This is a genomic window from Streptomyces sp. NPDC003036, assembly GCF_040611175.1.
Taxonomy (GTDB): Bacteria; Actinomycetota; Actinomycetes; order Streptomycetales; family Streptomycetaceae; genus Streptomyces.
In genome coordinates this window covers 1-22,027 of sequence record NZ_JBEXNO010000064.1, presented here as the reverse complement: position 1 = coordinate 22,027, position 22,027 = coordinate 1, and the positions used below count along the sequence as shown (strand labels likewise).

General features: G+C 73.3%; 19 protein-coding genes and 3 pseudogenes. 7 read left to right on the top strand and 15 right to left on the bottom strand.

The features are described 5' to 3' along the window. Nucleotides 1–26: 26 nt before the first annotated feature. The 3 genes from ABZX67_RS31520 to ABZX67_RS31510 all read right to left on the bottom strand — a co-directional run bounded on the left by ABZX67_RS31520 (nt 27) and on the right by ABZX67_RS31510 (nt 5,059). The gene (locus ABZX67_RS31520; protein ID WP_355367587.1) at nt 27–2,744 is read right to left on the bottom strand and encodes a DUF6493 family protein; all 2,718 of its coding nucleotides are present in this window, start codon (nt 2,742–2,744) and stop codon (nt 27–29) included. Next, entirely contained in the window at nt 2,741–4,156 is a 1,416-nt protein-coding gene (locus ABZX67_RS31515; protein ID WP_355367584.1) for an SWIM zinc finger family protein, read from the bottom strand. The genes ABZX67_RS31520 and ABZX67_RS31515 overlap by 4 nt, the downstream gene beginning before the upstream one ends. Nucleotides 4,157–4,228: 72 nt before the next feature. Next, nucleotides 4,229–5,059 (bottom strand): alpha/beta fold hydrolase, encoded by an 831-nt coding sequence (locus ABZX67_RS31510; RefSeq protein ID WP_355367581.1) that lies wholly within the window; start codon nt 5,057–5,059, stop codon nt 4,229–4,231. 136 nt (nt 5,060–5,195) lie between these two features. On the opposite strand from ABZX67_RS31510, the gene ABZX67_RS31505 reads away from it, so the two are divergent. Then, a complete protein-coding gene (locus tag ABZX67_RS31505; protein ID WP_355367578.1) occupies nt 5,196–6,137 on the top strand; it encodes an RNA polymerase sigma-70 factor in 942 nt (313 codons plus the stop codon). A gap of 227 nt (nt 6,138–6,364) precedes the next feature. Next, nucleotides 6,365–7,111: a GntR family transcriptional regulator gene (locus tag ABZX67_RS31500; RefSeq protein WP_355367575.1), complete on the top strand. Its 747-nt coding sequence runs from the start codon at nt 6,365–6,367 to the stop codon at nt 7,109–7,111. Nucleotides 7,112–7,145: 34 nt separating this feature from the next. On the opposite strand, the gene ABZX67_RS31495 is transcribed toward ABZX67_RS31500, so the two are convergent. After that, on the bottom strand, nt 7,146–8,303 hold the full coding sequence (locus tag ABZX67_RS31495) for an ROK family transcriptional regulator (protein ID WP_355367572.1): 1,158 nt from the start codon (nt 8,301–8,303) through the stop codon (nt 7,146–7,148). An 88-nt stretch (nt 8,304–8,391) separates the two neighbouring features. Further along, the gene (locus ABZX67_RS31490) at nt 8,392–9,042 is read right to left on the bottom strand and encodes a response regulator transcription factor (protein WP_355367608.1); all 651 of its coding nucleotides are present in this window, start codon (nt 9,040–9,042) and stop codon (nt 8,392–8,394) included. Between ABZX67_RS31490 and ABZX67_RS31485 the strand changes: the two are divergent. Further along, nucleotides 9,031–9,393, top strand: a pseudogene (locus ABZX67_RS31485) (ABC transporter permease); the annotation flags it as partial. The gene ABZX67_RS31490 and the pseudogene ABZX67_RS31485 sit on opposite strands and share 12 nt — an antisense overlap. A gap of 40 nt (nt 9,394–9,433) precedes the next feature. Next, nucleotides 9,434–9,871, top strand: coding sequence for a hypothetical protein (locus tag ABZX67_RS31480; RefSeq protein WP_355367569.1), 438 nt, complete (start codon nt 9,434–9,436; stop codon nt 9,869–9,871). On the opposite strand, the gene mug is transcribed toward ABZX67_RS31480, so the two are convergent. The 6 genes and pseudogenes from mug to ABZX67_RS31450 all read right to left on the bottom strand — a co-directional run bounded on the left by mug (nt 9,868) and on the right by ABZX67_RS31450 (nt 15,927). Next, a complete protein-coding gene (gene mug / locus ABZX67_RS31475) occupies nt 9,868–10,407 on the bottom strand; it encodes a G/U mismatch-specific DNA glycosylase (protein WP_355367566.1) in 540 nt (179 codons plus the stop codon). The genes ABZX67_RS31480 and mug overlap by 4 nt on opposite strands. A gap of 20 nt (nt 10,408–10,427) precedes the next feature. Continuing rightward, nucleotides 10,428–11,870: an adenylosuccinate lyase gene (gene purB / locus ABZX67_RS31470; RefSeq protein ID WP_355367563.1), complete on the bottom strand. Its 1,443-nt coding sequence runs from the start codon at nt 11,868–11,870 to the stop codon at nt 10,428–10,430. A 246-nt stretch (nt 11,871–12,116) separates the two neighbouring features. After that, a pseudogene (locus ABZX67_RS31465) lies at nt 12,117–12,881 on the bottom strand (SGNH/GDSL hydrolase family protein); the annotation flags it as partial. A 39-nt stretch (nt 12,882–12,920) separates the two neighbouring features. Further along, nucleotides 12,921–13,940, bottom strand: coding sequence for a hemolysin family protein (locus ABZX67_RS31460; RefSeq protein WP_355367560.1), 1,020 nt, complete (start codon nt 13,938–13,940; stop codon nt 12,921–12,923). Then, a complete protein-coding gene (locus ABZX67_RS31455) occupies nt 13,937–15,313 on the bottom strand; it encodes a hemolysin family protein (RefSeq protein WP_355367557.1) in 1,377 nt (458 codons plus the stop codon). Before ABZX67_RS31455 ends, ABZX67_RS31460 begins: the two co-directional genes overlap by 4 nt. Before the next feature lie 158 nt (nt 15,314–15,471). Next, complete coding sequence (locus ABZX67_RS31450) at nt 15,472–15,927, bottom strand: GNAT family N-acetyltransferase (protein WP_355367554.1); 456 nt, start codon at nt 15,925–15,927, stop codon at nt 15,472–15,474. Between the two features lie 79 nt (nt 15,928–16,006). Here ABZX67_RS31450 and ABZX67_RS31445 point away from each other — a divergent pair, with 79 nt between their 5' ends. Further along, on the top strand, nt 16,007–16,276 hold the full coding sequence (locus ABZX67_RS31445; RefSeq protein ID WP_355367551.1) for a toxin-antitoxin system HicB family antitoxin: 270 nt from the start codon (nt 16,007–16,009) through the stop codon (nt 16,274–16,276). 88 nt (nt 16,277–16,364) lie between these two features. Continuing rightward, entirely contained in the window at nt 16,365–16,736 is a 372-nt protein-coding gene (locus tag ABZX67_RS31440; RefSeq protein WP_355367548.1) for a fic family toxin-antitoxin system, toxin component, read from the top strand. 10 nt (nt 16,737–16,746) lie between these two features. Here ABZX67_RS31440 and ABZX67_RS31435 read toward each other — a convergent pair whose 3' ends face one another. Continuing rightward, on the bottom strand, nt 16,747–17,724 hold the full coding sequence (locus ABZX67_RS31435; protein ID WP_355367545.1) for a helix-turn-helix domain-containing protein: 978 nt from the start codon (nt 17,722–17,724) through the stop codon (nt 16,747–16,749). A gap of 135 nt (nt 17,725–17,859) precedes the next feature. Here ABZX67_RS31435 and ABZX67_RS31430 point away from each other — a divergent pair, with 135 nt between their 5' ends. Further along, nucleotides 17,860–18,414 (top strand): hypothetical protein, encoded by a 555-nt coding sequence (locus ABZX67_RS31430; RefSeq protein WP_355367543.1) that lies wholly within the window; start codon nt 17,860–17,862, stop codon nt 18,412–18,414. A gap of 34 nt (nt 18,415–18,448) precedes the next feature. Here the strand turns inward: ABZX67_RS31430 and rox are convergent, their stop codons facing one another. The 3 genes and pseudogenes from rox to ABZX67_RS31415 all read right to left on the bottom strand — a co-directional run bounded on the left by rox (nt 18,449) and on the right by ABZX67_RS31415 (nt 21,582). Further along, nucleotides 18,449–19,909: a rifampin monooxygenase gene (rox, locus tag ABZX67_RS31425; protein WP_355367540.1), complete on the bottom strand. Its 1,461-nt coding sequence runs from the start codon at nt 19,907–19,909 to the stop codon at nt 18,449–18,451. A 374-nt stretch (nt 19,910–20,283) separates the two neighbouring features. After that, nucleotides 20,284–20,543 (bottom strand): annotated as a pseudogene (locus ABZX67_RS31420) (CGNR zinc finger domain-containing protein); the annotation flags it as partial. 202 nt (nt 20,544–20,745) lie between these two features. Continuing rightward, the gene (locus ABZX67_RS31415; protein WP_355367537.1) at nt 20,746–21,582 is read right to left on the bottom strand and encodes a methyltransferase domain-containing protein; all 837 of its coding nucleotides are present in this window, start codon (nt 21,580–21,582) and stop codon (nt 20,746–20,748) included. Between the last annotated feature and the right edge of the window lie 445 nt (nt 21,583–22,027).

Genomic DNA, 22,027 nt, shown 5'->3' with positions numbered 1-22,027 from the left:
TGATGGGTTAAGCATCCATCTGGTGCTTAATGACTGGTTTCTGCCGCTTCTGGCGTGGACTGTTCGACCGGATGTGCGGTGGAGTCCGTTGTCCTCGCCAGGGCCCGCGCGAGCCGCTTCGCCTGTGTGACGAGCTGCGACGAGCCGCGGCGGGCCGCCAGCGCGTCCAGCCCGGGGATCGGGCCGCGGGGGACCGGGCCGTGGGAGCCGTCGGCCGGAACCGCTCCGCACCGCTCGACGCAGTCGGCGGCGACCGCCAGTATCTCGCCGAGCCCGCGCACCGGTTCCCCGCCGTCGACCATCCCGGGCAGCGCGCTCGCCAGCACCGCCCATGTGGTGGCGTACGCGCCCGTCGCCGCGGACGTACGCACCGAGTCCGCGAGCCGGTTGGGCTTGACCGTGCCGAGCCGCACCAGCTCCGCGAGGTCCCCGCCGAGCCGCACCGCGTCCAGCTCCCCGCGTGCCGCCAGCACCAGGAGGGCGTCCACGGCCACGAGCCGGTCTTCCGCGTACCGCGCGCCCAGCCCGGTGGCCAGTGCGAGGTGCAGCGCTGGCCCCGCCTCGCCGCCCGCCTCGGCGAGCGGCGCCAGGAGCGAGGTGCCGCCGCGCAGGTCGTCGGTGGCGGCCGCCGCCAGCGGCAGCAGCCATGTCGCGAGCCGCTCACGGTCCTCCGGCAGCACGGCCGTCCAGTGGGGACTCGCGCCCGACCAGTGGTAGCAGCGCCGGCCGTCGTCGGACGGAGTCGACTCCAGGACGCGGAACGCGGGCGGGAAGTCCCGCAGCGCCCCGGGATCCCGGTCGGTCCTCAGCACGATCCGCCGCGGCAGCAGGCGTGTCCAGCGGAACCAGTCGTCCACCGGGGCCTGGCCCTCGGCGACGCCGCGTACGGCGGGCGCCCACAGCTCCTTGGCGGTGAGCCACCGCGCGAGACGCTCCCCGGTGGGGGTGCCCAGCCGGGCGGCGTCCTCGGCCGCCCGGGCCGCTTCGGGGCCGGACCTTCGCACCCGCAGCAGTGCCTGAGCGAAATCGATGTCTCCCGGTGCGACACCGAGCTGCTGGTAGCCGCGCAGGCGCTCCACCAGTTCGCCCGGATCCACCGCCCCCGTGTGCCAGGTCGGCACCGCCAACAGGTACGGCGTCTTCCCCTTGAGCAGCGTCACCGCCGCCTCCTGGGCACGCACCAGCGGGAGCCGGTCGAGGGCGCGGTGCACACAGTCGTGGGCAGGCTCCGCCCGCAGCGCCGCGTGCAGATGGCCCGTCGTCACCTTGCCGACCACCGTCCCCACGACGATGTCCAACGGCTGGAGGTACTGCATGAACTGGGAGTCGCGTCCGTACCACCACAGATCCGCGACCAGCGGCAGCAGCGCCTCACGCAGCGCCTCGCGGTCCCGGTACGCGTACCGCACCAGCCCGTCCAGCGCCCGCTCGACACCGATGACGTCGTCACCCGACTTCAGCAGCACCGCCACGTCCTCCACCAGCTCCGGCAGGCCGTCCGCCGCCGGGGCCACACGCCGGTCCTGCGGCGCCGGAGGCAGGAGCTCCTCGTACGGCTCCGCCTCCCCGGCCGCCGGGAACGCCTCGCTGAACACCTCCCCGAACAGCTCGGCCGCCGCCGCCCGATGTGCCGGGCCGAGCAGTACCGCCGCCTCCGCCAGCCCCGCGCGGGTGTCCTCGTCCACCTCGGACAGATGGCGCGCGACCAGCTTCAGCACCCGCTCCTGCACCCCGGTGTCCGGGTGCCCGAATGCCTCGGCGATCGCGGGCAGCAGCTCGTCCGCCGCGTCCGCGCCACCTCGCCGCAGCGCCTTGCCCACCAGCACCAGCTGAGCCCGCACCAGCTTCTTCTCCGTACGGAACAGCACCGCCCCGGACACCTCGGCCAGCTCCCGCGCGGACAGGTCCCCCGCTTCGGACAGCCGGCCCAGCACCTCCTGGGCGTGCGCCGCCACGGTCGACGGGCCGTCGGCCGCCATGCCCATCCAGTCGGCCTTGCGCGCCCGCTCCTCATCGGCCGTCGGCTTCAACTGCCGCAGCAGGTCGAGGAAGAACCGGACGGCCCCCGGCTTCGCGCCCCGCAGCAGCCGCGCCACACAGGCGTCGATGAGCACGGCCCGCTCCACCACGCCCTCGTCGGCCAGCGCCACGAGCCCCGCCTGCCAGTCGTCGGAGCGCCACGTCAGCGTGCTCGGCAGCTCCGTGGTCTCGAAGAGACGGGGGACCAGCGCCCGCACATACGGGTCGGTGCGCAGCGCGGCCAGGATGCCCCTCTGGGCCACCGCGTCCGCCCAGCCGTGGACGTACCCGTCCGTCACCGGCACCGCACAGCCGGAGAGCCGGACCAGCTCGTGGATGAGCGGGTAGTCCTCCTCGGCCGTGGCGGCCCTCCCCGCGAGCCGGTGCGCCACATCGCCCAGCCACCCGGTCTCCCGGTCCGCGAGCAGGTCGAGCAGCATCCCCGTCGGCAGCCGCTCCCAGTCCCGCAGATCGCGGGCGCCGATCCACGCGGACGCCGCCGCGGCCCCCGTGTGACAGCCGGCGCCCGCCACCAGCAGCGCCCGTGAGATGTGCCGCCGCTCCTGCCAGCGGTCCCAGTCCCAGCCGCGCAGCTCCTTGCGCAGCTCCTTCAGCTCCGCGAGCGCCGCCTTGCGCCCGGCGGGGTCCAGCCCCTTCACCAGCGCCGGTACGTCGTCGCGCCGCCCTGCCCGGACGGCCTTCAGCAGCTCCTGTGCCGCGCTCATCGGGCACCTCCGGCGACCGCCGGGGCAGCTTCCCGGGCTCGGCTCGGCTCCGCACCGCGACGGGCCATCCTGACCGCCAGCGCGTGTTTGCACGGCCCTCGCCTTCCCCGGTAGTCCACCCACCACTGGCACGTGCAGCTCAACGCCCCGCCCTCCGACTGCCGCACCTGGTAGCGGCGTTCGCCCGAGGAGACCAGTGCGGGACCGTCGCCGCCGGACAGCTCGACCGAGCCCGACGCGACCAGCGCCCGCGCCGCCACCAGCCGCGGATTGTGCCGCTCCGCGCGGTCCGCGTCGTACGGCAGCTCACGGTGGAAGTACGCGGCGTCCGCCACGTCGTAGCCCACGCGGCCCGCCGTGCCCAGCCGGGTCAGCGCCGCCCGGACCCGCTCCACCGACAGCCCGGCCTGCGCGGCCAGGTCGGCAAGGTCGATCCGCGGCTCCCACGCGAGCAGCACCGACACCAGCTCGGCGTCCTGCGCCGCCTCCTCCGTGGCGAGCGCCTCCAGCACCCCGCCCTCGCCGGAGAAGCCGCGCGAGGCGTCGGGCGACAGCGTCAGCGTCAGCCGCATCCCGGGCAGCGCCACCTCCCAGGCGCTCGCCGTCGCCGCCCCGTCCGCCACCGGCCCGTACACCCGCAGCGCCGTCGCGTGCCGCAGCACCCGCTGGAGCGCGACCAGCCGCTCCGGACCCGGCAGGCACACGGCCCCCGGCACCGGCCGCGTCGTCGGCCGCAGTGTCTTCCCGGCCGGCACCACCCACAGCGGCCCGCGCGCACCGCCCCCGACCGCCGTGCGCGGCAGGGACCGCAGGAACCGTACGGCCTCGGCGGCGGACAGCTCCGCGCGCAGATCGAACCCCGCGCACGCCACCTGGGCCTCGGCGAAGCCCCGCAGCCAGCGGTCCGGCAGCGGCACCTTCTTCTCCACCACCGCGCCGTCGAGCGTCGTCACGGCCAACTCCTCCGGGCCGACGCGCAGATGCAGCGGGTCCTCACCGGTCAGCCGGGAGAGCGCCTCACGCAGCGGGTTGTTGACGTCCACATTGGTCGTGCCGTGGCCGGTCTCGGCGCCGTCCAGGCCCTCGCTCAGCACGTCCAGCCGCGCGTACACCCCGCCGCAGCCCGAGAACGACTCGAAGCGCAGCCGGTCGCCGTTCCCCGTCACCACCGGGTCCAGCGACGCCGGCCGCAGCCGCTGGTAGTACCGGGCGGCCGCGACGTCCGCGACCGCCAGCAGGCCGCGCGCCGCTATCCGAGGCGACGTCACGAAACCGGAGAAGAAACGGGGATGGGCCTCGGCGCCGGTGGGCGTCAGCCCGCCCGAGGTCTCCAGGCCGAGCAACCGTCCGGCCTGCGAGGACTCCAGGGCGGACGGGCGGGAATAGGCGAGTGCCTGCACGGATCGCGTCATGGAAACGACGGTAGGCCCCACCACTGACAATGGCCCCGGCCCGAGCTCCCGCCACCGCGGCCAGGGGGCGGCTCAGCGGCTCCCGTCCAGCAGGACGCGCGCGACCAGGCCCGGGTCGTCGCTCATCGGGACGTGCCCGCACCCCGGCAGGCTCACCAGCCGGGCGTCGAGGATGGCCCGCTTGGCGCGGATGCCCTGACGGCGCAGCAGCAGCCGGTCCCGGGCGCCCCAGGCGATGGTGACCGGCACATCCGGCAGGTCGTGGGTGAACAGGACGTCACGTCCGGCGGTGAGCGTCTGGTGGAAGCCGGTCGCATGACGCAGCGCCAGGGTCTCGGCGACGACCGCCTCGGGCGACCGCCGCCCCGGGTGGGCGTAGACGGTGCTGGTCAGCGCCGCCCGCCCGGCGGCGGACCGGGACATTCGTTCCAGTACCGGCAAGGGAAGGGACTCGGCGCCCGCCCGCATCGCGCGCAGCGTCGCGAAGGCGTACCGCCGCTCGCTCTCGTTCCAGAACCCCGCGGGGGCCAGCGCGGTCACCGACCGGACGCGCTTCTCGCGCCCCAGCTCCAGGGCGAGCAGCCCACCGAGGGAGTTGCCCGCCACGTGCGGGCGGTCGAGGTCCAGGCTCTCGCACAGCAGGCCCAGCACCCGGCCGACCGTGGGGAGGTCGTACGGCAGCCCGTCGGGCAGCGCGGGCGACGCGCCGAAGCCCGGCAGGTCGACGGCGATCACGTCCCGTTCGGCGGCCAGGAGGTCCCACACCGGCTGCCACGCCTGCCAGTGGTGCCCGACGCCGTGGAGCAGGAGCAGCGGCTGTCCGGAACCGGCCCGTTCGTACTCGAGTGTCAGTGTGCGGGGTCCCTGGAGGGACTCGACGGTGAACGAGACCTGTCCGGCCATGCTGGCTGCACCTGCTCCCTGCCGTGGTGCGCCCTGTTTCAGACGCTCTGTCAGCAACCATTACCGTCCGGTAGTACCCAGTTCAAGGGGCGCGGCCGTCCCCATGTGGTCAGGACCGCATCCTTCTCTCCTGGACATGCCCTTTCCCGTCGGCTGGGATGGACACGTGGCAACCGAAACCGAGTACGACGTCGCAGGCGTCAACGCCATCGCCGAGGCCTTCGAAGCGCACCGCCCCTTCCTGATCGGCGTGGCCTACCGGATGCTCGGCCGCGTCGCCGACGCCGAGGACGTGGTCCAGGAGGCATGGCTCCGCTGGTCGGGCGCCGACCACGCCGCCGTCCGTGACGCGCGTGCCTTCCTCGTACGGATCACCACCCGGCTCGCCATCGACCGGCTCCGCCAGGCGCAGGCGCGGCGCGAATCGTACGTCGGGCCGTGGCTCCCGGAGCCCGTCACCACGGACTTCGGGCCCACCGCCCCCGACACGGCCGAACGCGCGGTGCTCGCCGACTCCGTCTCGCTCGCCGTCCTGGTCGTCCTGGAATCCCTCTCGCCGTTGGAGCGCGCCGTGTTCGTGCTGCGCGAGGCCTTCGGGTTCCCGTACGCGGAGATCGCCACCACCCTCGACCGGTCCGAGGCGGCGGTGCGCCAGCTCGCCGGACGCGCCCGACGCCACGTGGACGAGGGCCGGCGCCGGTACGACGTGGACCCGGCCGAGCGCCGTGACCTCACCGAGCGCTTCCTTGCCGCGGCCTCCGGCGGCGACCTGGGCGAGCTGCTCGCGCTGCTGGCCCCGGACGTCCGGCTGGTCGGCGACAGCGGCGGCAAGGCCAAGGCTCCGCTGCGCGTCATCGAGAGCGCCGACAAGGTGGGCCGCTTCTTCTTCGCCGTCAGCAAGGTGCCCGTCACGGGCTCGGAGTTCCGCTACATCGAGGTCAACGGCGCCCCCGCGCTGGTCGTCCTGGTGGAGGGAAGGCCGGAAACCCTCATCCAGGTGGAAGCGGTCGACGGCCGGATCCACACCGTCTACGTCATCCGCAACCCGGACAAGCTGGCCTCCCTCACGCTGCCGTAACCGCTGCCGTGACCACGGCCCTAAAAGGCGGTCCTCCGCTTCGCCCACCGGCCCCGCGCTCCCCTCCCGGACGCGGGGCCGGCGCGTTCTCCCGGCCCCCTCCGGCTCGCATTGGTCTTGACCAACGGTTGAGGGCCCCCTTATGGTCGGTCGCAGGGTTAGTGCAGGAACCTTTAATAAACAAGGCACGGAAAGCAGCCGGGGCACGACGATCGCGGAGGATCAGGGTGGGGACCACGCAGCTGGAATCGGTGCCGGAGCCCAAGTACTTGCACCTGAAGACCGTGATCAGCGAGGCGCTGGACTCGGATTTCGCGGTGGGCGAGATCCTGCCCAACGAGCGTGAACTGGCCGCCCGTTTCGGCGTCGCCCGCGCCACGCTGCGCCAGGCGCTCGAACAGCTGGAGCTGGAGGGCCGCCTCCAGCGCCGCCGTGGGGTCGGCACCACCGTGGCCCCGCCGCGCATGGGCGTCGACGTCTCCACCACCCGGCACCAGTGGCCCGACCCGGGCGACGAGGCGTGGGAGCCGGTCGACTGCGTCTCCACCGTCCCGCCCGCCGCCGTCGCGCGCCTCCTCGACCTCGTCCCCGACGCCGACGAGGCGGTCCACGCCGTACGCCGGCTGCGCGTGACGGCCGGCCAGCCGGTCGCCGCCGAGCAGCTGTACGTCCCCGCCGTCTCCGTGCCGGACCTCACCGCCATCAAGGCGCCCACCGGCCCGGCCCGCGCCCGTACCGTCCTGCGCGAGCTGCAGCGCCTCACCCTGGAGGGCCAGGAGCGCGCCGTCGAGCTGGGCTCCGCCCGCGCGGACGACGCCAAGGAGCTCGACCGGCTGCCCGGCGCCCCGGTGCTCGTCGTCACCACGCGCTACGTCGCCCAGGGACGTACGGCGGCGGTCTCGGTGGCCACGTACCGCGCGGACACCTGCCGGCTCACCTTCGGCGGCGCGGGCGACTTCCAGATCGCCTCCTGACGGCACGGCGGGACACCGGGCCCGCCGTCGTCCGTCAGCGGCGGGCCGTCACCGTGCCCTCGACCGCGAAGAGCTGCTCCTCCACGTGGTCCAGCGCCAGCCGCAGCGCGCCCGTCGCCACCGCCGCCTCGCCCAGCAGCGACAGCACCACCCGCGGCGGGCGCAGGCAGAACCGCGCCATCTCCTCCCGCAGCGGCGGGAGTATCCCGTCCAGACCGGCCGCCCAGCCGCCGATCACCACCACCTCCGGGTCCAGCGCCAGCACCAGCGCCCCCACGTCGTGCACCAGCCGCTGGATGAACCGCTCCACCGCCGCCCGCGCCCGCGCGTCGCCCTGCCGGGCCAGCGCGAACACCTCCGCCACCGCCTGCTCGTCCAGCGGGTGCAGCGGCTCGTCCGTGGTCGACAGCAGCTTCTCCGGGGTCACCCCCCGCCCCAAAAGGTGCAGCGCGCCGATCTCCCCGGCGGCCCCGCCGAAGCCCCGGTGCAGCCGCCCGCCGATCAGCGAGCCGGCCCCCGGACTCAGCCCGGCCAGTACGAAAACGATGTCGTCCGAGTCGGTCGCGGCGCCCTTCCACTGCTCGGCCACCGCCGCCGCGTTCGCGTCGTTCTCGACCAGCACCGGGCAGCGGAACGAACGCCGCAGCCGCTCGCCCAGCGCCAGCCCGGTCCAGCCGGGCAGCGCCGTACCCAGCCGTACCGTCCCGTCCGCCTCCACGATGCCGGGCGTGCCGACGCCGACGGCGCGCAGACTGCTGCGCGGCACCCCCGTGCGCCGGAGCACATCGGCGACCACCGCCCGCACGCGCTCCAGCCGCTCATCCGCCGAGGCCGTCTCCGAGACCTCCCGGGACCCGGCCCCTATGATCCGGCCGTCCAGCCCCGACATCAGCGCGGCCACCCGGTGCGGGCCGATCTCGACGCCCATCAGATGACCGGCCTCCGCGCGGAACCGGAAACGCCGCGCCGGCCGCCCCTGGCGCCGGGTCTCGCCCTCCTCGGGCGCCGCCTCGACCACCAGGCCGGTGTCGATGAGCCCTTCGACCACGCCCTCGACGGTGGGCCGGGACAGGCCCGTGATCCGTGTGAGGTCCGTGAGCGTACGCGCTTCGGAGCCCCGCAGCGCATGGAGTACCACCGCGGAATTGATCCGCCGCAGCAGCGACGGATCCCCGCCGGTCAGCCGGCCCACCGTGTGTCCTCCCAGCTCGAACGCTTGTCTGACGGATCGTACTCAATGCCCGGACGGGCGGCGAGCGGTGCCGGCTCCCCGGTCGGCCCTAACGGGCCTGGACCGACGGCGCCACGAAACCCGACTCGTACGCGGCGATCACGGCCTGCGTACGGTCCCGGGCGCCCAGTTTCGCCAGTACGGCGCTGACGTGCGTCTTCACCGTCTCCGCGCCGACGACCAGCTCGGCGGCGATCTCCGCGTTGGACAACCCGCGTGCCATCAGCCGCAGGACCGCCGACTCCCGCTGCGTCAGCTCCGCTCGCTCCGGGGCGGCCCGCGCGTCCCTGTTGCCGTACTCGGCCGCCGGCGCCCGGACGGCCGCGGGGAACAGCAGCGACTCGCCCTCGGCGATGAGCCGTACCGCATGCGCGATCTCGGCCGGACGGGAGCGCTTGAGGAGGAAGCCGTCCGCCCCGGCGCGCAGCGCCCCGTACACGTACTCGTCGTTCTCGAACGTCGTCACCACGAGGATCTTCGGCGGACCCGGCACCGTGCGCAGCAGCAGCCGCGTCGCCTCGATCCCGTCCATCAACGGCATCCGCACGTCCATCGCCACGACGTCCGGGCGCAGCCGCCGCACGAGGGGGAGGACCGCCGCCCCGTCGGCCGCCTCGCCGACCACCTCGATGTCGGGCTGCGCCCCGAGCACGGCGCTCAGCCCCGCGCGTACCAGCGGTTCGTCGTCCTCGGCGGGCAGGCGTTCGCGGGGGAGCGGGCCCTGGGGCTCGGGGACCCCGGCGTGGTCCGCGCGTGCGTCGGCAGCGGTGTCCACCTCGCGCTGATGGCGCTGTTCGCGGCGGGCCTCGCGGCCGTGCTGCGCAGCGGTACCGCCGTGCTCGCCCTGCTGATCCCGTTCGTGCTGATGTCCTTCGTCGTCGGCGATGTGGCGTCGGGCGCGGCGGAGTACCTGCCGGACCAGGCGGGCCGGTTGGTGGTACGTCAGGACGCCGGCGGCCTCGGCCCGTGGGGCGGCCTCGCCGTGACGGCCGGGTGGGCGGCGGCCGCGCTGCTGGCCGGCTGGTTCGCCCTCCGGCGCAGGGACGCCTGACGGAACGCCAATTGTCAGTGGCGGGGGCTTTACTGGATCCATGACCACCGCTCGGCACCTGACGACCATCGACCTGCTGCGCTCCCGCCCCTTCCCCGGGCAGCGCGGCAGATCGGACGTGGGCGACAGCGGCCCCGGCTATCACATCGCGGAGCTCGGCACGAGCGAGGACTTCTGGGACGACGACGGCACGCGGCGCGCGCTCGTCGAGGAGCAGTACGAAGCGGAGCGCGACGCGCTCGCGGTGCTGCTCACCGCGCGCTGGGGCGAGCCGCAGACCTTCAGCCTGTGGTCGGTGTTCGACCGGGGCATGGCGGGCGAGGAGATACCGGACCCCTGGGACATCCTCAGCAGCTCCGTGCCCGACCTCCACCTCTGGCGCGCGGACGGGCTGTGGATAGCCCTGGGGGTCTCGCAGTGGGACAAGGAGCTGCCGTTCCAGCTGCTCGCCGTCGTCACGGAGACCGACCCGCCCTAGGTCTCCTGCGCCGCTTCGCGCAGCCGGGCGAACTCCTCCGCCATCGTCTCCAGCGTCCAGTGGGCGTTGAGACCGCTGGGGTTGGGCAGCACCCAGATCCGGGTGTCGCCGATCGTCCGCTCCTGCGGGCCTATCCGGGCCTTCCGGTCGTGGAAGGCCGTGCGGTACGCGGTGACACCGGCCACCGCGAGCCAGCGCGGCCGCAGCCGCGCCACCTTCAGCGCCAGCAGCCGGCCGCCCTCGCGGAACTCGTCCTCGCTCAGCTCGTCGGCGCGCGCGCTCGCCCGCGCCACCACGTTGGTGATGCCGAGGCCGTACGAGAGGAGCTCCTGCTGCTCCGCCGGCTTCAACCGGCGGGGCGTGAAGCCGGACCGGTGCAGCACGGGCCAGAAGCGGTTGCCGGGCCGGGCGAAGTGGTGGCCCGTCGCGGCCGACATCAGGCCGGGGTTGATGCCGCAGAACAGCACGGACAAGCCGCCCGCGATCACATCGGGGACGATGCGGTCGCGAGCGGCTTCCAGTTCCTCAGGTGTCATGCGGGTCGTGTGCCCCGAGGTCAGAGGATCGCACCGGGCGTGTAGCCGGCGGCGTCCGGGTGCTGCTTGGCGATCTCCTCGATCCGGGCCACCACGACACCGACCTGGTCGGCCGCCGCGCCCGTGAACGACAGCTTGTCCGCCATCGCCGCGTCCAGCTGCGCCCGGTCCAGCGGGATACGGTCGTCGGCGGCGAGCTTGTCCAGCAGCTCGTTGCGCTCGGCGCCCTGCTCCCGCATGGCCAGCGCGGCGGCGACGGCGTTCTCCTTGATGGCCTCGTGTGCGACCTCGCGGCCCACCCCGGCCCGCACCGACGCCATCAGCACCTTGGTGGTGGCCAGGAACGGCAGGTAGCGGTCCAGCTCACGGGCGACGACTGCCGGGAAGGCGCCGAACTCGTCGAGCACCGTCAAGAAGGTCTCCAGCAGGCCGTCGAGCGCGAAGAACGCGTCGGGCAGCGCCACGCGGCGCACCACCGAGCAGGAGACGTCGCCTTCGTTCCACTGGTCGCCGGCGAGCTCGCCGGTCATCGAGGCGTAGCCCCGCAGGATGACCATCAGGCCGTTGACGCGCTCGCAGGAGCGGGTGTTCATCTTGTGCGGCATCGCCGACGAGCCGACCTGACCGGGCTTGAAGCCCTCGGTGACCAGCTCGTGCCCGGCCATCAGCCGGATCGTCTTCGCCAGCGACGAGGGCGCGGCGGCCAGCTGGACGAGCGCCGTGACGACCTCGTAGTCGAGCGAGCGCGGGTAGACCTGGCCGACCGAGGTGAAGGCGTGCCCGAAGCCCAGGTGGTGGGCGATCCGCCGCTCCAGCTCCGCCAGCTTCGCGGCGTCGCCGCCCAGCAGGTCCAGCATGTCCTGCGCCGTGCCGACCGGGCCTTTGATGCCGCGCAGCGGGTAGCGGCCCAGCAGCTCCTCCACCCGGGCGTACGCCACCAGCAGCTCGTCGGCCGCGGTCGCGAAACGCTTGCCGAGGGTCGTGGCCTGCGCGGCCACGTTGTGCGAGCGCCCCGCCATCACGAGCTCGCCGTACTCGCCCGCCAGCTTGCCCAGCCGGGCCAGCACCGCCACCGTGCGGTCGCGCATCAGCTCCAGCGACAGCCGGATCTGCAGCTGCTCGACGTTCTCCGTGAGATCGCGGGAGGTCATGCCCTTGTGGACCTGCTCGTGGCCCGCGAGCGCGTTGAACTCCTCGATGCGCGCCTTCACGTCGTGGCGCGTGACCTTCTCGCGCTCGGCGATCGACGCCAGGTCGACCTGGTCGAGCACCCGCTCGTAGTCGGCGAGCGCGGCGTCCGGCACCTCGATCCCGAGGTCCTTCTGGGCACGCAGCACGGCCAGCCACAGCCGGCGCTCCAGCTTCACCTTCTGCTCGGGGGACCAGAGGACGGCGAGCTCCGCGGAGGCGTAGCGGCCGGCGAGGACATTGGGGATGCGAGGCTTCGCAGACGCAGCAGTCACGTGACCAGAGTCTAGCTGGCGATTTGTGCAGGCCAGCGCCACGGTCCCGTTTGTCGGTTGCTACGAGACGGTGTCGCCCCGCGGGACGGAGCCGCTCCGCGGAGCGGGCTCCTCGGGCGAGCGCCCCGTGCCGGGCGCCTGGGACGGTACCTCGGACCGGGCCGCGAACGGCGCCTGTGACCGCACCTCGGACAACACCTCGGACCGGGCCTCGGCCACGACCTTGGACCGCGCCTCGGCCACCACCTCGTACGGCAGCAGCTCCGGCCGCTTCGCCGGGCGGCCGTCACCCGACGAGCGGCCCGTCAGCCGCCGCCCGATCCACGGCCCGAGGTGCTGCCGCGCGAACCGCACGTCGCTCAGCCGCCGGGCCGCCCAGCCCGGCCGCACGGCCGGGGGCAGCGGCGCCCGCCAGTCCTCCTCCGCCTCCAGGCCCAGCGTCTGCCACACGGCCTCCGCCACCCGCCGGTGCCCCTCCGCCGTCAGGTGCAGCCGGTCCACGTCCCACAGCCGCTGGTCGCCCAGCACCTCGGCGCCGTACAGGTCGACCACCAGCGCGCCGTGCCGCGCCGCGAGCTCGTCGACGTACGAGAAGAGCTCCTCCATGCGCGGCCGGAAGCGCTCCATCACCGGACCGTTGCGGCCGGGGCTGCGCATCAGCACCAGCCGGCCGCAGGACGGGGCCAGCCGCTCCACCGCCTCCTCCAGCAGCCCGCGCACCCGACCCATGTCGCACTTCGGGCGCAGGGTGTCGTTGAGCCCGCCGACCAGCGTGACGACGTCCGCCTTCATGGCCGCCGCGAGGTCCACCTGCTCCTCGACGATCTGGCCGATCAGCTTGCCGCGCACGGCGAGGTTCGCGTAACGGAACCCGGGCGTACGGGCGGCGAGGCGGCCCGCCAGCACATCGGCCCAGCCCCGGTAGGAGCCGTCGGGCAGCAGGTCCGACATGCCCTCGGTGAAGCTGTCGCCCACCGCGACGAAACTGGTGTAGGTGGCATTCATCTCCATGGCGGAGTGATCGTATCCCGCGCCCCCACGCCGCCGGCACTAGCCCGTCCGAGGCCGGCCCACCAGCTCCCGCAGCACGTCCTCCATCGTGACGAGCCCGGCCAGCTTGCCGTTGTCGTCGAGGACCGCCGCCAGGTGCGTACGGCTGCGGCGCATCGCCGTCAGGACGTCGTCCAGCGGCGTGGCCGCCCGGACGCGGGCGATCGGCCGCATCGACGACACCGGGAAGGGCAGGTCGCGCGGGAAGACGTCCAGCGCGTCCTTCACATGGAGGTACCCGAGGATGCCCCGGGTGGCGTCCACCACCGGGAAGCGCGAGAACCCGGACCGGGCCGACAGCTCCTCCAGCTCGGCGGGCGTCGTTCCGACGCGTGCGTACACCACCCGCTCCACCGGCATCACCACGTCGCGCACCGGCCGGCGGCCCAGCTCCAGCGCGTCGTGCAGCCGCTCGGTTGCCCGGTCGTCCAGCAGCCCCGCCTGGCTCGCGTCCGTCACCATCCGCGCCAGCTCGTCGTCCGAGAACGTCGCCGAGACCTCGTCCCGCACCTCCACCCGCAGCAGCTTCAGCAGCGCGTTGGCGAACGCGTTGATCGTGAAGATCACCGGACGCAGCGCCCGGGTCACCGCCACCAGCGGCGGCCCCAGCAGCAGCGCCATCCGGGTCGGCTCGGCCAGCGCGATGTTCTTCGGGACCATCTCGCCCAGCAGCATGTGCAGGTACGTGGCCACCGACAGCGCGATCACGAACGAGATCGGGTGCACCAGCCCGTGAGGCACGCCGGCCGCGTCGAAGGCCGGCTCCAGCAGGTGCGCGATCGCCGGCTCGGCGACCACGCCCAGCACCAGCGTGGACAGCGTGATGCCCAGCTGCGCCGCCGCGAGCAGCGCGGAGACGTGCTCCAGGCCCCAGATGACGCTGCGCGCCCGCCGGTCCCCGGCTTCGGCGTACGGCTCGATCTGGCTGCGGCGCACGGAGATCAGGGCGAACTCGGCGCCGACGAAGAAGGCGTTGACGACCAGCGTCAGGAAACCGATCAGGAGCTGGATCGCGATCATCGGCCGGCCTCCCCGGCGCCACCGGCGCGGTGGCCGCCGTCCTCGTGGTCCTGCGCCCCGCCCAGGGGCTCCGCGGGCGCGTGCAGCAGCACCCGCGCGGCGCGGCGCCCGGAGGCGTCCACCACGTCGAGCCGCCAGCCCGCGAGCTCCACCCGGTCGCCGACGACCGGTATGCGGCCGAGCTCCGTCGCGATGAGCCCGGCGAGCGTCTCGTACGGTCCCTCGGGCGCGCGCAGCCCGACCCGCTCCAGCTGGTCGGTCCGGGCGGCGCCGTCCGCCGACCACAGCAGCCGCCCGTCGGCGCCCTCGCCCACCCGGGCGAGGTCCGGCGTCTCGTGCGGGTCGTGCTCGTCGCGCACCTCGCCGACGACCTCCTCGACGATGTCCTCCAGCGTCGCGACGCCGGCCGTGCCGCCGTACTCGTCGATGACGACCGCCATCGTCCGCTTGCCGGACAGCCGGTCGAGCAGCCGGTCCACCGTGAGCGACTCCGGTACGAGCAGCGGCTCCCGCAGGATCTCGGTGACCGGCGTACGCGGCCGCCGCTCGGCCGGGATGGCCAGGACGTCCTTGATGTGCGCGGTGCCGATCACGGTGTCGAGGCCGCCCCGGTAGACCGGGAAGCGCGACAGGCCGGTGGCGCGCGTGGCGTTGGCGACGTCCTCCGCCGTGGCCTGCGCCTCCAGGGCGGTGACCTGGACGCGCGGCGTCATGACGTTCTCCGCGGTCAGCTCGGAGAGGTTCAGGGTGCGGACGAACAGCTCGGCGGTGTCGGCCTCCAGCGCGCCCTGCTTCGCGGAGTGGCGCGCCAGGGCGACCAGCTCCTGCGGGCTGCGCGCGGAGGCCAGCTCCTCGGCCGGCTCCAGGCCGAGCCGGCGCACCAGACGGTTCGCGGTGTTGTTGAGGTGGCCGATCAGCGGCCTGAAGGCGGCGCTGAAGATCCGCTGCGGCGTGGCGACGACCTTGGCAACGCCCAGCGGCGAGGAGATCGCCCAGTTCTTGGGGACCAGCTCGCCGACGACCATCAGGACGACCGTGGACAGGCCCGTACCGATGACGAGCGCGATCGACGACGCGGCCGACGCCGAAAGCCCGAGGTCCTGGATCGGTCCCCGGATGAGCTTGGCGATCGACGGCTCGGAGAGCATGCCCACGATCAGGTTGGTGACGGTGATGCCGAGCTGGGCGCCGGAGAGCTGGAAGGTGAGGGAGCGTACGGCCTTGAGGGCGCCGGGCGCGCCGCGCTCACCGCGTTCGACGGCCCGTTCGAGCTCGCTCCGCTCGATGGTGGTGAGGGAGAACTCGGCCGCGACGAACCCGCCGCACGCCACGCAGAGCAGCAGTGCCACGGCGAGCAGGAGCACTTCGGTCATCGGTTCACCTCCGTCCCATCGTCGGACAGGGAGCGGAGGAATGCGCGATGTCGCGTACAGGGAGGCTCGCCCATGGGCGGACGCTCACACCTTTCGTTCGGGTCGTCGGAGTGGTTCTCCGGCGCATGCCCAGCAATGGTAAAGGGTCGGTAAAGCGCTCAGGACTCGGGGAGCCCGTCTGCCGGCTGCCGTCCCTCCAGCGGCTTGACCCAGCGGCTCCACTGCGGCTCCGGCGCATAGCCGGCGGCCCGCCACGCGTGGTGCGCGACCGCGTTCCCGTCGAGCACCATGGCGTCACCGCGCCGCCCTCCGAGCCGTACGAAACGCTCCTCGGCGGCCGCGAGGAGCGCCCCGCCGACGCCCTGGCGGCGATGGTCCGGATGGACGGCGAGCCGGTACAGGTGGCAGCGCCAGCCGTCGAAGCCGGCGATCACCGTGCCCGCGAGCTCGCCGTCCCGCTCCGCGAGAAGGAGCGCGTCCGGGTCGCGGGCGACCAGGCGCTCGACGCCCTCGCGGTCGTCGCTGATGCTCGTGCCCTCGGCGGCGACCTTCCAGAAGGCGAGGACGGCGTCGAGGTCGGCCGGCCGGGCGGCCCGTATCCGAAGATCGTTCATGCGTTCCATCCTCCATGATGCCGCGGCGGCCGGAAGACATGCCTTGCCGCTGCTAGCGCGGCCGCGCTAGCGTGAGGGAGTGGCCAAGACCCAGCTGAACGTTCGCGTGGACGAATCCACCGCCGAGGCCGCCCGCCGCCGGGCGCAGCAGCGTGGCGTCAGCGTGAACCGCTACATCGAGGAACTCGTCCAGCAGGACGCCGGGGAAGCGGGGCGCACCTTCGTCGAGGCGGCGGCCGACTTCATGAAGCAGTACGAGGCCGTCTTCGCGGAGGAGTTCGGCACCGCCGAGCGCCGGGCCGGGCCTCCGGCGAAGGGCGGCGGCAAGCGCGCCAAGGGCAAGCGGTGAGCGGCCGGGGACACGCGCTGGGACACGCGCTGGGACACGCGCTGGGACACGCGCTGGGACACGCGTCGAGGGCGGGCGCCGCCTCCGGATGAGCCTCTCCATCGACCTCGCCTGGCTCCTCATGGTCGCCGAGCACAAGACCCCCGGCGACCCCCAGGTCACCGACTGGGGCGCGCTCGTCGCGGCCGTCGCGCGCCACGACGCCCAGATCTTCGGTACGGCCGTGTACGCGGACCCTCCCGCGCGGGCCGCCGCACTGCTCCACCTGCTGCTGCGCGTCCCCGCCCTGGAGCACTCCAACGCGATGTTCGCCTCCGCCGTCGCGTACGGCTACCTCGTCGCCTGCGGCCTCAAGGTGGTCACCTCACCCGAGCAGGTGCGGGACCTCGCGCGCCTGGTCGGGGAGGGCGAGGCGGACGTCCGGGCCATCGCGGCGGAGCTGCGGCAGTGGAGCCTGTGACCGGTCCCGGCTACGCACGGGGGCGCCGCGCCGCGTGCGCCTCCCGGTACCGCGACGGCGGGATGCCGTAGCGGCCGGTGAAGGCCTGGCGCAGGGTTTCGGCCGAGCCGAAGCCGCACTTGGCGGCCACGCTCGCCAGCGGAAGGGTGGTGGACGCGAGGAGGTGCGCGGCGGCCTCGGTACGGGCCTGCCGTACGAACCGGCCCGGCGTCTGACCGAGGTGCTCCAGGAACAGCCGGGTGAGGTGGCGCGGGGTCACACCCGCGAGCGCCGCCAGCGCCACCGTGCCCAGGTCGCCGTCCGGGTGGCCGGCGATGTGGTCGACGAGCCGCCGCACGAGAGCGTCGCGGGGCGGCGGCGCGGCCGTGAACATACTCATCTGCGCCTGGTTCCCCGGCCGGTGCAGGTACGTGACCAGGTGGCGGGCGACCTGGCGGGCCAGCTCGGCGCCGTGGTCCTCCTCGATGAAGGCGAGGGTGAGGTCGAGCGCGCTCGTGATGCCCGCCGCCGTGGAGATGTTGCCCTCGCGGATGTAGATGGGGCTCGGGTCCACGGTGACCTCGGGGTGGCGGGCGGCCAGCCGGGCCGCGAACTGCCAGTGGGTGGTGGCACGGTGGCCGTCCAGCAGCCCGGTGGCGGCCAGGATCGCGGCCCCGGTGCACACCGAGGCCACGCGCCGGCTCTCCTTGGCCAGGCGGCGGACGTGCCCCACGAGCCGCGGGTCGGCGGCCGCCCGCTCGACCGCCAGGCCCCCGGAGACCACCAGCGTGTCGAGCGGGCCGACGAGCCGCTCCAGGGACTGCTGGCTGAGCAGCGTGAACCCGGAGCCGCACACGATCGGCCCGCCGCCCGGTGCCGCCAGGATCACGTCGTACGGGCGGGCCGGGGCACCGAGGTGGTTCGCCATGACGAGGGTGGTGGTCACGCACGCGATGTCCAGCAACTCGGCCGTGTCGAAGCCGACCACGGCCACTCGCCGTTCCGTCATGCGACGACCCTATGCCGGAAGGACCGGTACCCCAAGGTTCGGGACATGACCGGGGGAGACCGTACGCGGACGGGGCCGGCGGGCCGGAAGGTGGACTCCACCACGACCACCGCCTCGCCGCTCCGGGAGAGACCCATGACGACCGACGCCGCCCGCGGAACCGGAACCGAAACTGGCACCGGATACGGGGCCGGGTACGGAACCGGAGCCGACACGACACCGGACGCGCCCGAGCCCTCCGTACACGAGGCTCCCCGCGCCCAACTCACCCCGCTGTCCCGGCTGTCCCGGCTCCTCCGCCTCCTCGGGCACCGCTGGCCCACCTGGCTCGCGCTCGCCGTGGTGGCCGCCACCTTCCTCGACGGCACCCCGCCCGTGGCACGCCTCGCGGCGCTCCTCGCCCTGATGCCCCTCTTCTACCTGGCCTTCGGCGCGCTGCGCGGGCACCTGCGCGGCCCGCGCGTCCTCGCGCTCCAGATCGGCGGGCTCCTCGTCTTCGCCGCGCTCGCGCTGGTGGCGCTCACGGCCGACCGGACGACCGCCCACTACCTCCTGGCGGCCGGCTGGTTCGCCCACGCGGTCTGGGACTTCGCCCACCACCGCGCCGACCGGGTGGCGCCCCGCGCCTGGTCGGAGTGGTGCTGCGTCGTGGACCTCTTCGGCGCGGCGGCGATCCTCCTCGCGGCCTGACGGACGGGACGTCCCGTCCCCGGCCTCCCGACGCTCAGCCGACGGGAGCGCCGAACCACCTGCGCAGCTGTTCACGCAGACCCCGCTGGTCCTCGCCGACCCAGGCCACGTGCCCGTCCGGCCGCAGCAGCACCGCGGGCACGTCCGGTTCCCCGCCGACGTCGACGACGTGGTCCGCCCGGTCCGCCCAGCCCGCCACCGACAGCCGGCCGGTCTGGTCGAGCAGCAGTCCGCGGCCGTCGCGCATCAGCTCGTAGAGCCGACCCTCCTTGAGCTTCATGTCCCGCAGCCGCCGGCCGAGGAGTTCGTGCCCCCCGTCCCCCTCGCCGAAGTCGTAGCGGACGGCGATCGCGGTGATCTTCTCGATCAGGTACCGGTTCACCTCCTCGAACTCCATCAGTTCCGCCATCAGCCGACGCACTGCCAGGGCGCCCGGTTCGGAGGACAGCAGCTCCGTCTGCGCCCGGGTGTTGTCGAGTACGTCGGCGGCCACCGGCCGCCGTTCGCTCTGGTAGCTGTCCAGCAGCCCCTCCGGTGCCCAGCCGCGCACCTCGGCGGCCAGCTTCCAGCCGAGGTTGCACGCGTCCTGGATGCCGAGGTTGAGCCCCTGCCCGCCGGTCGGCGGGTGGACGTGCGCCGCGTCACCGGCCAGCAGCACCCGGCCGACGCGGTAGCGCTCGGCCAGCCTGGTGGCGTCGCCGAACCGCGACAGCCAGCGGGGCGAGTGCACACCGAAGTCGGTGCCGGCGAAGTCCCGCAGCCGCTGCTTGAACTCCTCGAAGGTCGGCGGGACCGTGCGGTCCTCGGCCACCCCGTCGGCGGGCACGATGACGCGGTACGTCCCGCCTTCGAGGGGCATGGTGCCGAACCGCCACTCGGTCTTGCGCACCTCCGCCACCACGGCCGCCAGCTCCTCCGGCTCCATGGCCACTTCCATCTCGCCGAGCAGCGTCTCGACCCTCGCGGGCTCGCCGGGGAAGCCCACGCCGAGCAGCTTGCGCACGGTGCTGCGGCCGCCGTCGCAGCCGACGAGGTACCGCGCGCGCAGCCGCGTGCGACCGGCCGCGCCGTCGGTCGTACCGTCGGCCAGCTCGACGGTCACACCGTCTTCGTCCTGACTCAGCCCCACCAGCTCGCAGCCACGCCGGATCTCGGTGCCGCGCTCGACGGCGTGCTCGGCCAGCAGCCGCTCGGTGGTGCTCTGCGGGATGCCGAGGACATACGCGTGCGCGGTGTCCAGCCCGGTCGGCCACGACGTGCCGATGCCCGCGAAGAACCCACCGGTCTCGTACTTCCGGCCGAGCGGGAGGAACCGCTCCAGCAGACCGCGCTGGTCCATCACTTCGATGCTCCGTACATGGAGACCGAGCGCGCGGGTCTGCCTGGTCGGCTCCGCCAGCTTCTCCAGCACCACCACGTGCACACCGTGCAGCCGCAATTCGCCGGCCAGCATCAGACCGGTCGGCCCGCCCCCGGCGATGATCACGTCAATCATGAAACCCCCATTCGATGCAGAGCCTGCACACACTGGCAAAGCGCCTATACGTTGCGCATTGCCGATTTCCGCAGGTTCTGGCTCAGGGGGGAGATTCTGCGGCACCAACGGGGCCTTGCCGCAAGGCCCCTGGTGCGCTATATGTTGAAAGTGGCAAGGAGCTGGCGAGCTTCTTGCCTTTGCTTTTTCGGCCCTTTGCCCCCCGCCCCGTGCCGTGTGCTTTTACGGCGCCCAGGAATTGTCCGGCCGACCACTCGCCACGTTTCGGCCCATCGCCCTGGCTCCTCGCGTCGACGGCACAGGCGCCGCGTCCGGCGTCAGGCGTGGGGAGCCGGTTGGTGCGCGGTGACCCCCGGGTCGGCGACGCGGCGTCGTCACCCCGTCACGGCGCGGCGGGCGTAGGCGCGGGCGGCCGGGCACGGTCGCCACAGCGGGTGGAACACCACTGGCGGCGGCCATGCCGGAGCAGGAAGCGGTTGCAGGGCGGGGAGGCGCAGGCGGTCAGGCGGGCGGCGTCGGGGGAAGTGAGCAGGTCGGCGGCGTTGGCGGCAATGACCGCAAGGGCGTGCTCGACGATCGCGGTGGTGGGGTGGGGCGTGGCTCGGTAGGGGCCGGTCCTTTCGTCCCACAGCAGCCGGCCGCGTGTACGCGGTGCCGAGGCCCGCCCAGGACCGGCTCAACGGAGTCACCCCGCCCGCCCGCCGGCCGCCTGCCGGTGTGGCTGCTCGGCTCGTCCGGCTACTCGGCGCAGCTCGCCGCCCGGCTCGGCCTGCCGTTCGCCTCTGAGCATTCAATTGTGCGCCCGGCCTCCCGGCTCAAGCAGCGCCATCACGAACCTAAAGCGGCGGTGGCTGTCCCAGGTCGGCGTTCTGCCCAGGCCGCCCTGCCGTGACGAGGTAGTAGTCAAGGATCCGTTGCTCGTAGGCGTGCAGAAAGTTCCGCGGCCAGGTTCCCGGGGCCCACCACTGGCTGAGCCAGAGGTCCCACCCCGGCCAGACATGCGGCCCGATCGACCCGACGCGCACGCTCGTGAACCCGGCCTCCATGAGCGCGTCAGCGAGCGCCTTCACCGGCCGTGCGATGTCCAGGCCGCTAGCGTACGTATCCAGCAGCCGCGCGAGTTCCTCGGGCCGACTGGGCGCGTCGTCCACGGTGAAGAAGCTGGCGACAGCCACCCGGCCACCCGGTCGCAGCACCCTCCACGTCTCTGCTGCGAAGGCGCTGAGATCCGGGAAGTGCTGAGCGGCTTCCACGCTGATGACAGCGTCGAACTCACCGTCTTCCAACGGCATGCTCTCCGCAGCCCCTTGGACGAACCGCAGCCGTGCCGGCTCCTCCCGAAGTAGGTCGGCATGCGCGCTGCGCGCCCGTCGTAGCTGCTCCGGATGAATGTCCATGCCGGTAACCGTGGTGGATCCGTACTCCCGCAAGGTCACCACGCATCCCATGCCAAGCCCGCAGCCCACTTCCAGAACTTTCGGCCCTCGCGGCAGCCCCGCGGCGTCCAGGACATGACGGTAGAGATCCTCCTGGCTGCGGATGCGCTCCACCTCGCTGAGCGGCAGGCCAAGGTCCACGGCTTGCCAGTACCCGAAGTTGATGAATCCCCCCGCGAAGATTCGATGGCCGCTTAGATCAGCCGGACCATACGTCTCCTGTACCACGGGCCGCATGGCGGGGGGAACCCGCCGAACACCGCCTGACACTGTGCCGCACCTCCTGAAAGCGCCCCACCGCGTAGTCGTACGCGGTTCTTTATGATCCTGTGCCGTCCCTGTGAGCTACTGGACTCAACCGTGACAACGCCGCGCACGGCAGACGGGCACTGGAAGGGCGCCGAGGACCGATCGTGGCCGTTTCGTCGCCGACAGAACCGCACTAACCGCACCACCGGTGCCGAGCGCGTGTCGAACTCAATCGCTCCCGGCTTGTAGAGCGCGAACGCTCCAGGTCGTGTCCGCAAAGTCAGGGCAGCCAGAGTCGTAGGCAGGCGAGGGTTACCAGGGCTTGGTAGTGGCGGGCACGCTTGATGCCCCTATGGATGTCAAGCGGCGGAATCCGTCTGGGTAAGAGGAGTGCTCGCTGGGACGACCAGCCGGTAGATCTCTCGTGCGACGT

Bases quoted from the DNA above. Each gene is read 5' to 3' on its own strand.
- ABZX67_RS31415 (WP_355367537.1), bottom strand. From the start codon at position 21,582: ATGCGGCCCGTGGTACAGGAGACGTATGGTCCGGCTGATCTAAGCGGC.
- ABZX67_RS31455 (WP_355367557.1), bottom strand. From the start codon at position 15,313: ATGACCGAAGTGCTCCTGCTCGCCGTGGCACTGCTGCTCTGCGTGGCG.
- ABZX67_RS31520 (WP_355367587.1), bottom strand. From the start codon at position 2,744: ATGAGCGCGGCACAGGAGCTGCTGAAGGCCGTCCGGGCAGGGCGGCGC.
- ABZX67_RS31510 (WP_355367581.1), bottom strand. From the start codon at position 5,059: ATGGCCGGACAGGTCTCGTTCACCGTCGAGTCCCTCCAGGGACCCCGC.
- ABZX67_RS31450 (WP_355367554.1), bottom strand. From the start codon at position 15,927: ATGAACGATCTTCGGATACGGGCCGCCCGGCCGGCCGACCTCGACGCC.
- ABZX67_RS31505 (WP_355367578.1), top strand. From the start codon at position 5,196: ATGCCCTTTCCCGTCGGCTGGGATGGACACGTGGCAACCGAAACCGAG.
- ABZX67_RS31440 (WP_355367548.1), top strand. From the start codon at position 16,365: ATGAGCCTCTCCATCGACCTCGCCTGGCTCCTCATGGTCGCCGAGCAC.
- ABZX67_RS31480 (WP_355367569.1), top strand. From the start codon at position 9,434: ATGACCACCGCTCGGCACCTGACGACCATCGACCTGCTGCGCTCCCGC.
- mug (WP_355367566.1), bottom strand. From the start codon at position 10,407: ATGACACCTGAGGAACTGGAAGCCGCTCGCGACCGCATCGTCCCCGAT.
- ABZX67_RS31460 (WP_355367560.1), bottom strand. From the start codon at position 13,940: ATGATCGCGATCCAGCTCCTGATCGGTTTCCTGACGCTGGTCGTCAAC.
- rox (WP_355367540.1), bottom strand. From the start codon at position 19,909: ATGATTGACGTGATCATCGCCGGGGGCGGGCCGACCGGTCTGATGCTG.
- ABZX67_RS31435 (WP_355367545.1), bottom strand. From the start codon at position 17,724: ATGACGGAACGGCGAGTGGCCGTGGTCGGCTTCGACACGGCCGAGTTG.
- ABZX67_RS31515 (WP_355367584.1), bottom strand. From the start codon at position 4,156: ATGACGCGATCCGTGCAGGCACTCGCCTATTCCCGCCCGTCCGCCCTG.
- ABZX67_RS31430 (WP_355367543.1), top strand. From the start codon at position 17,860: ATGACGACCGACGCCGCCCGCGGAACCGGAACCGAAACTGGCACCGGA.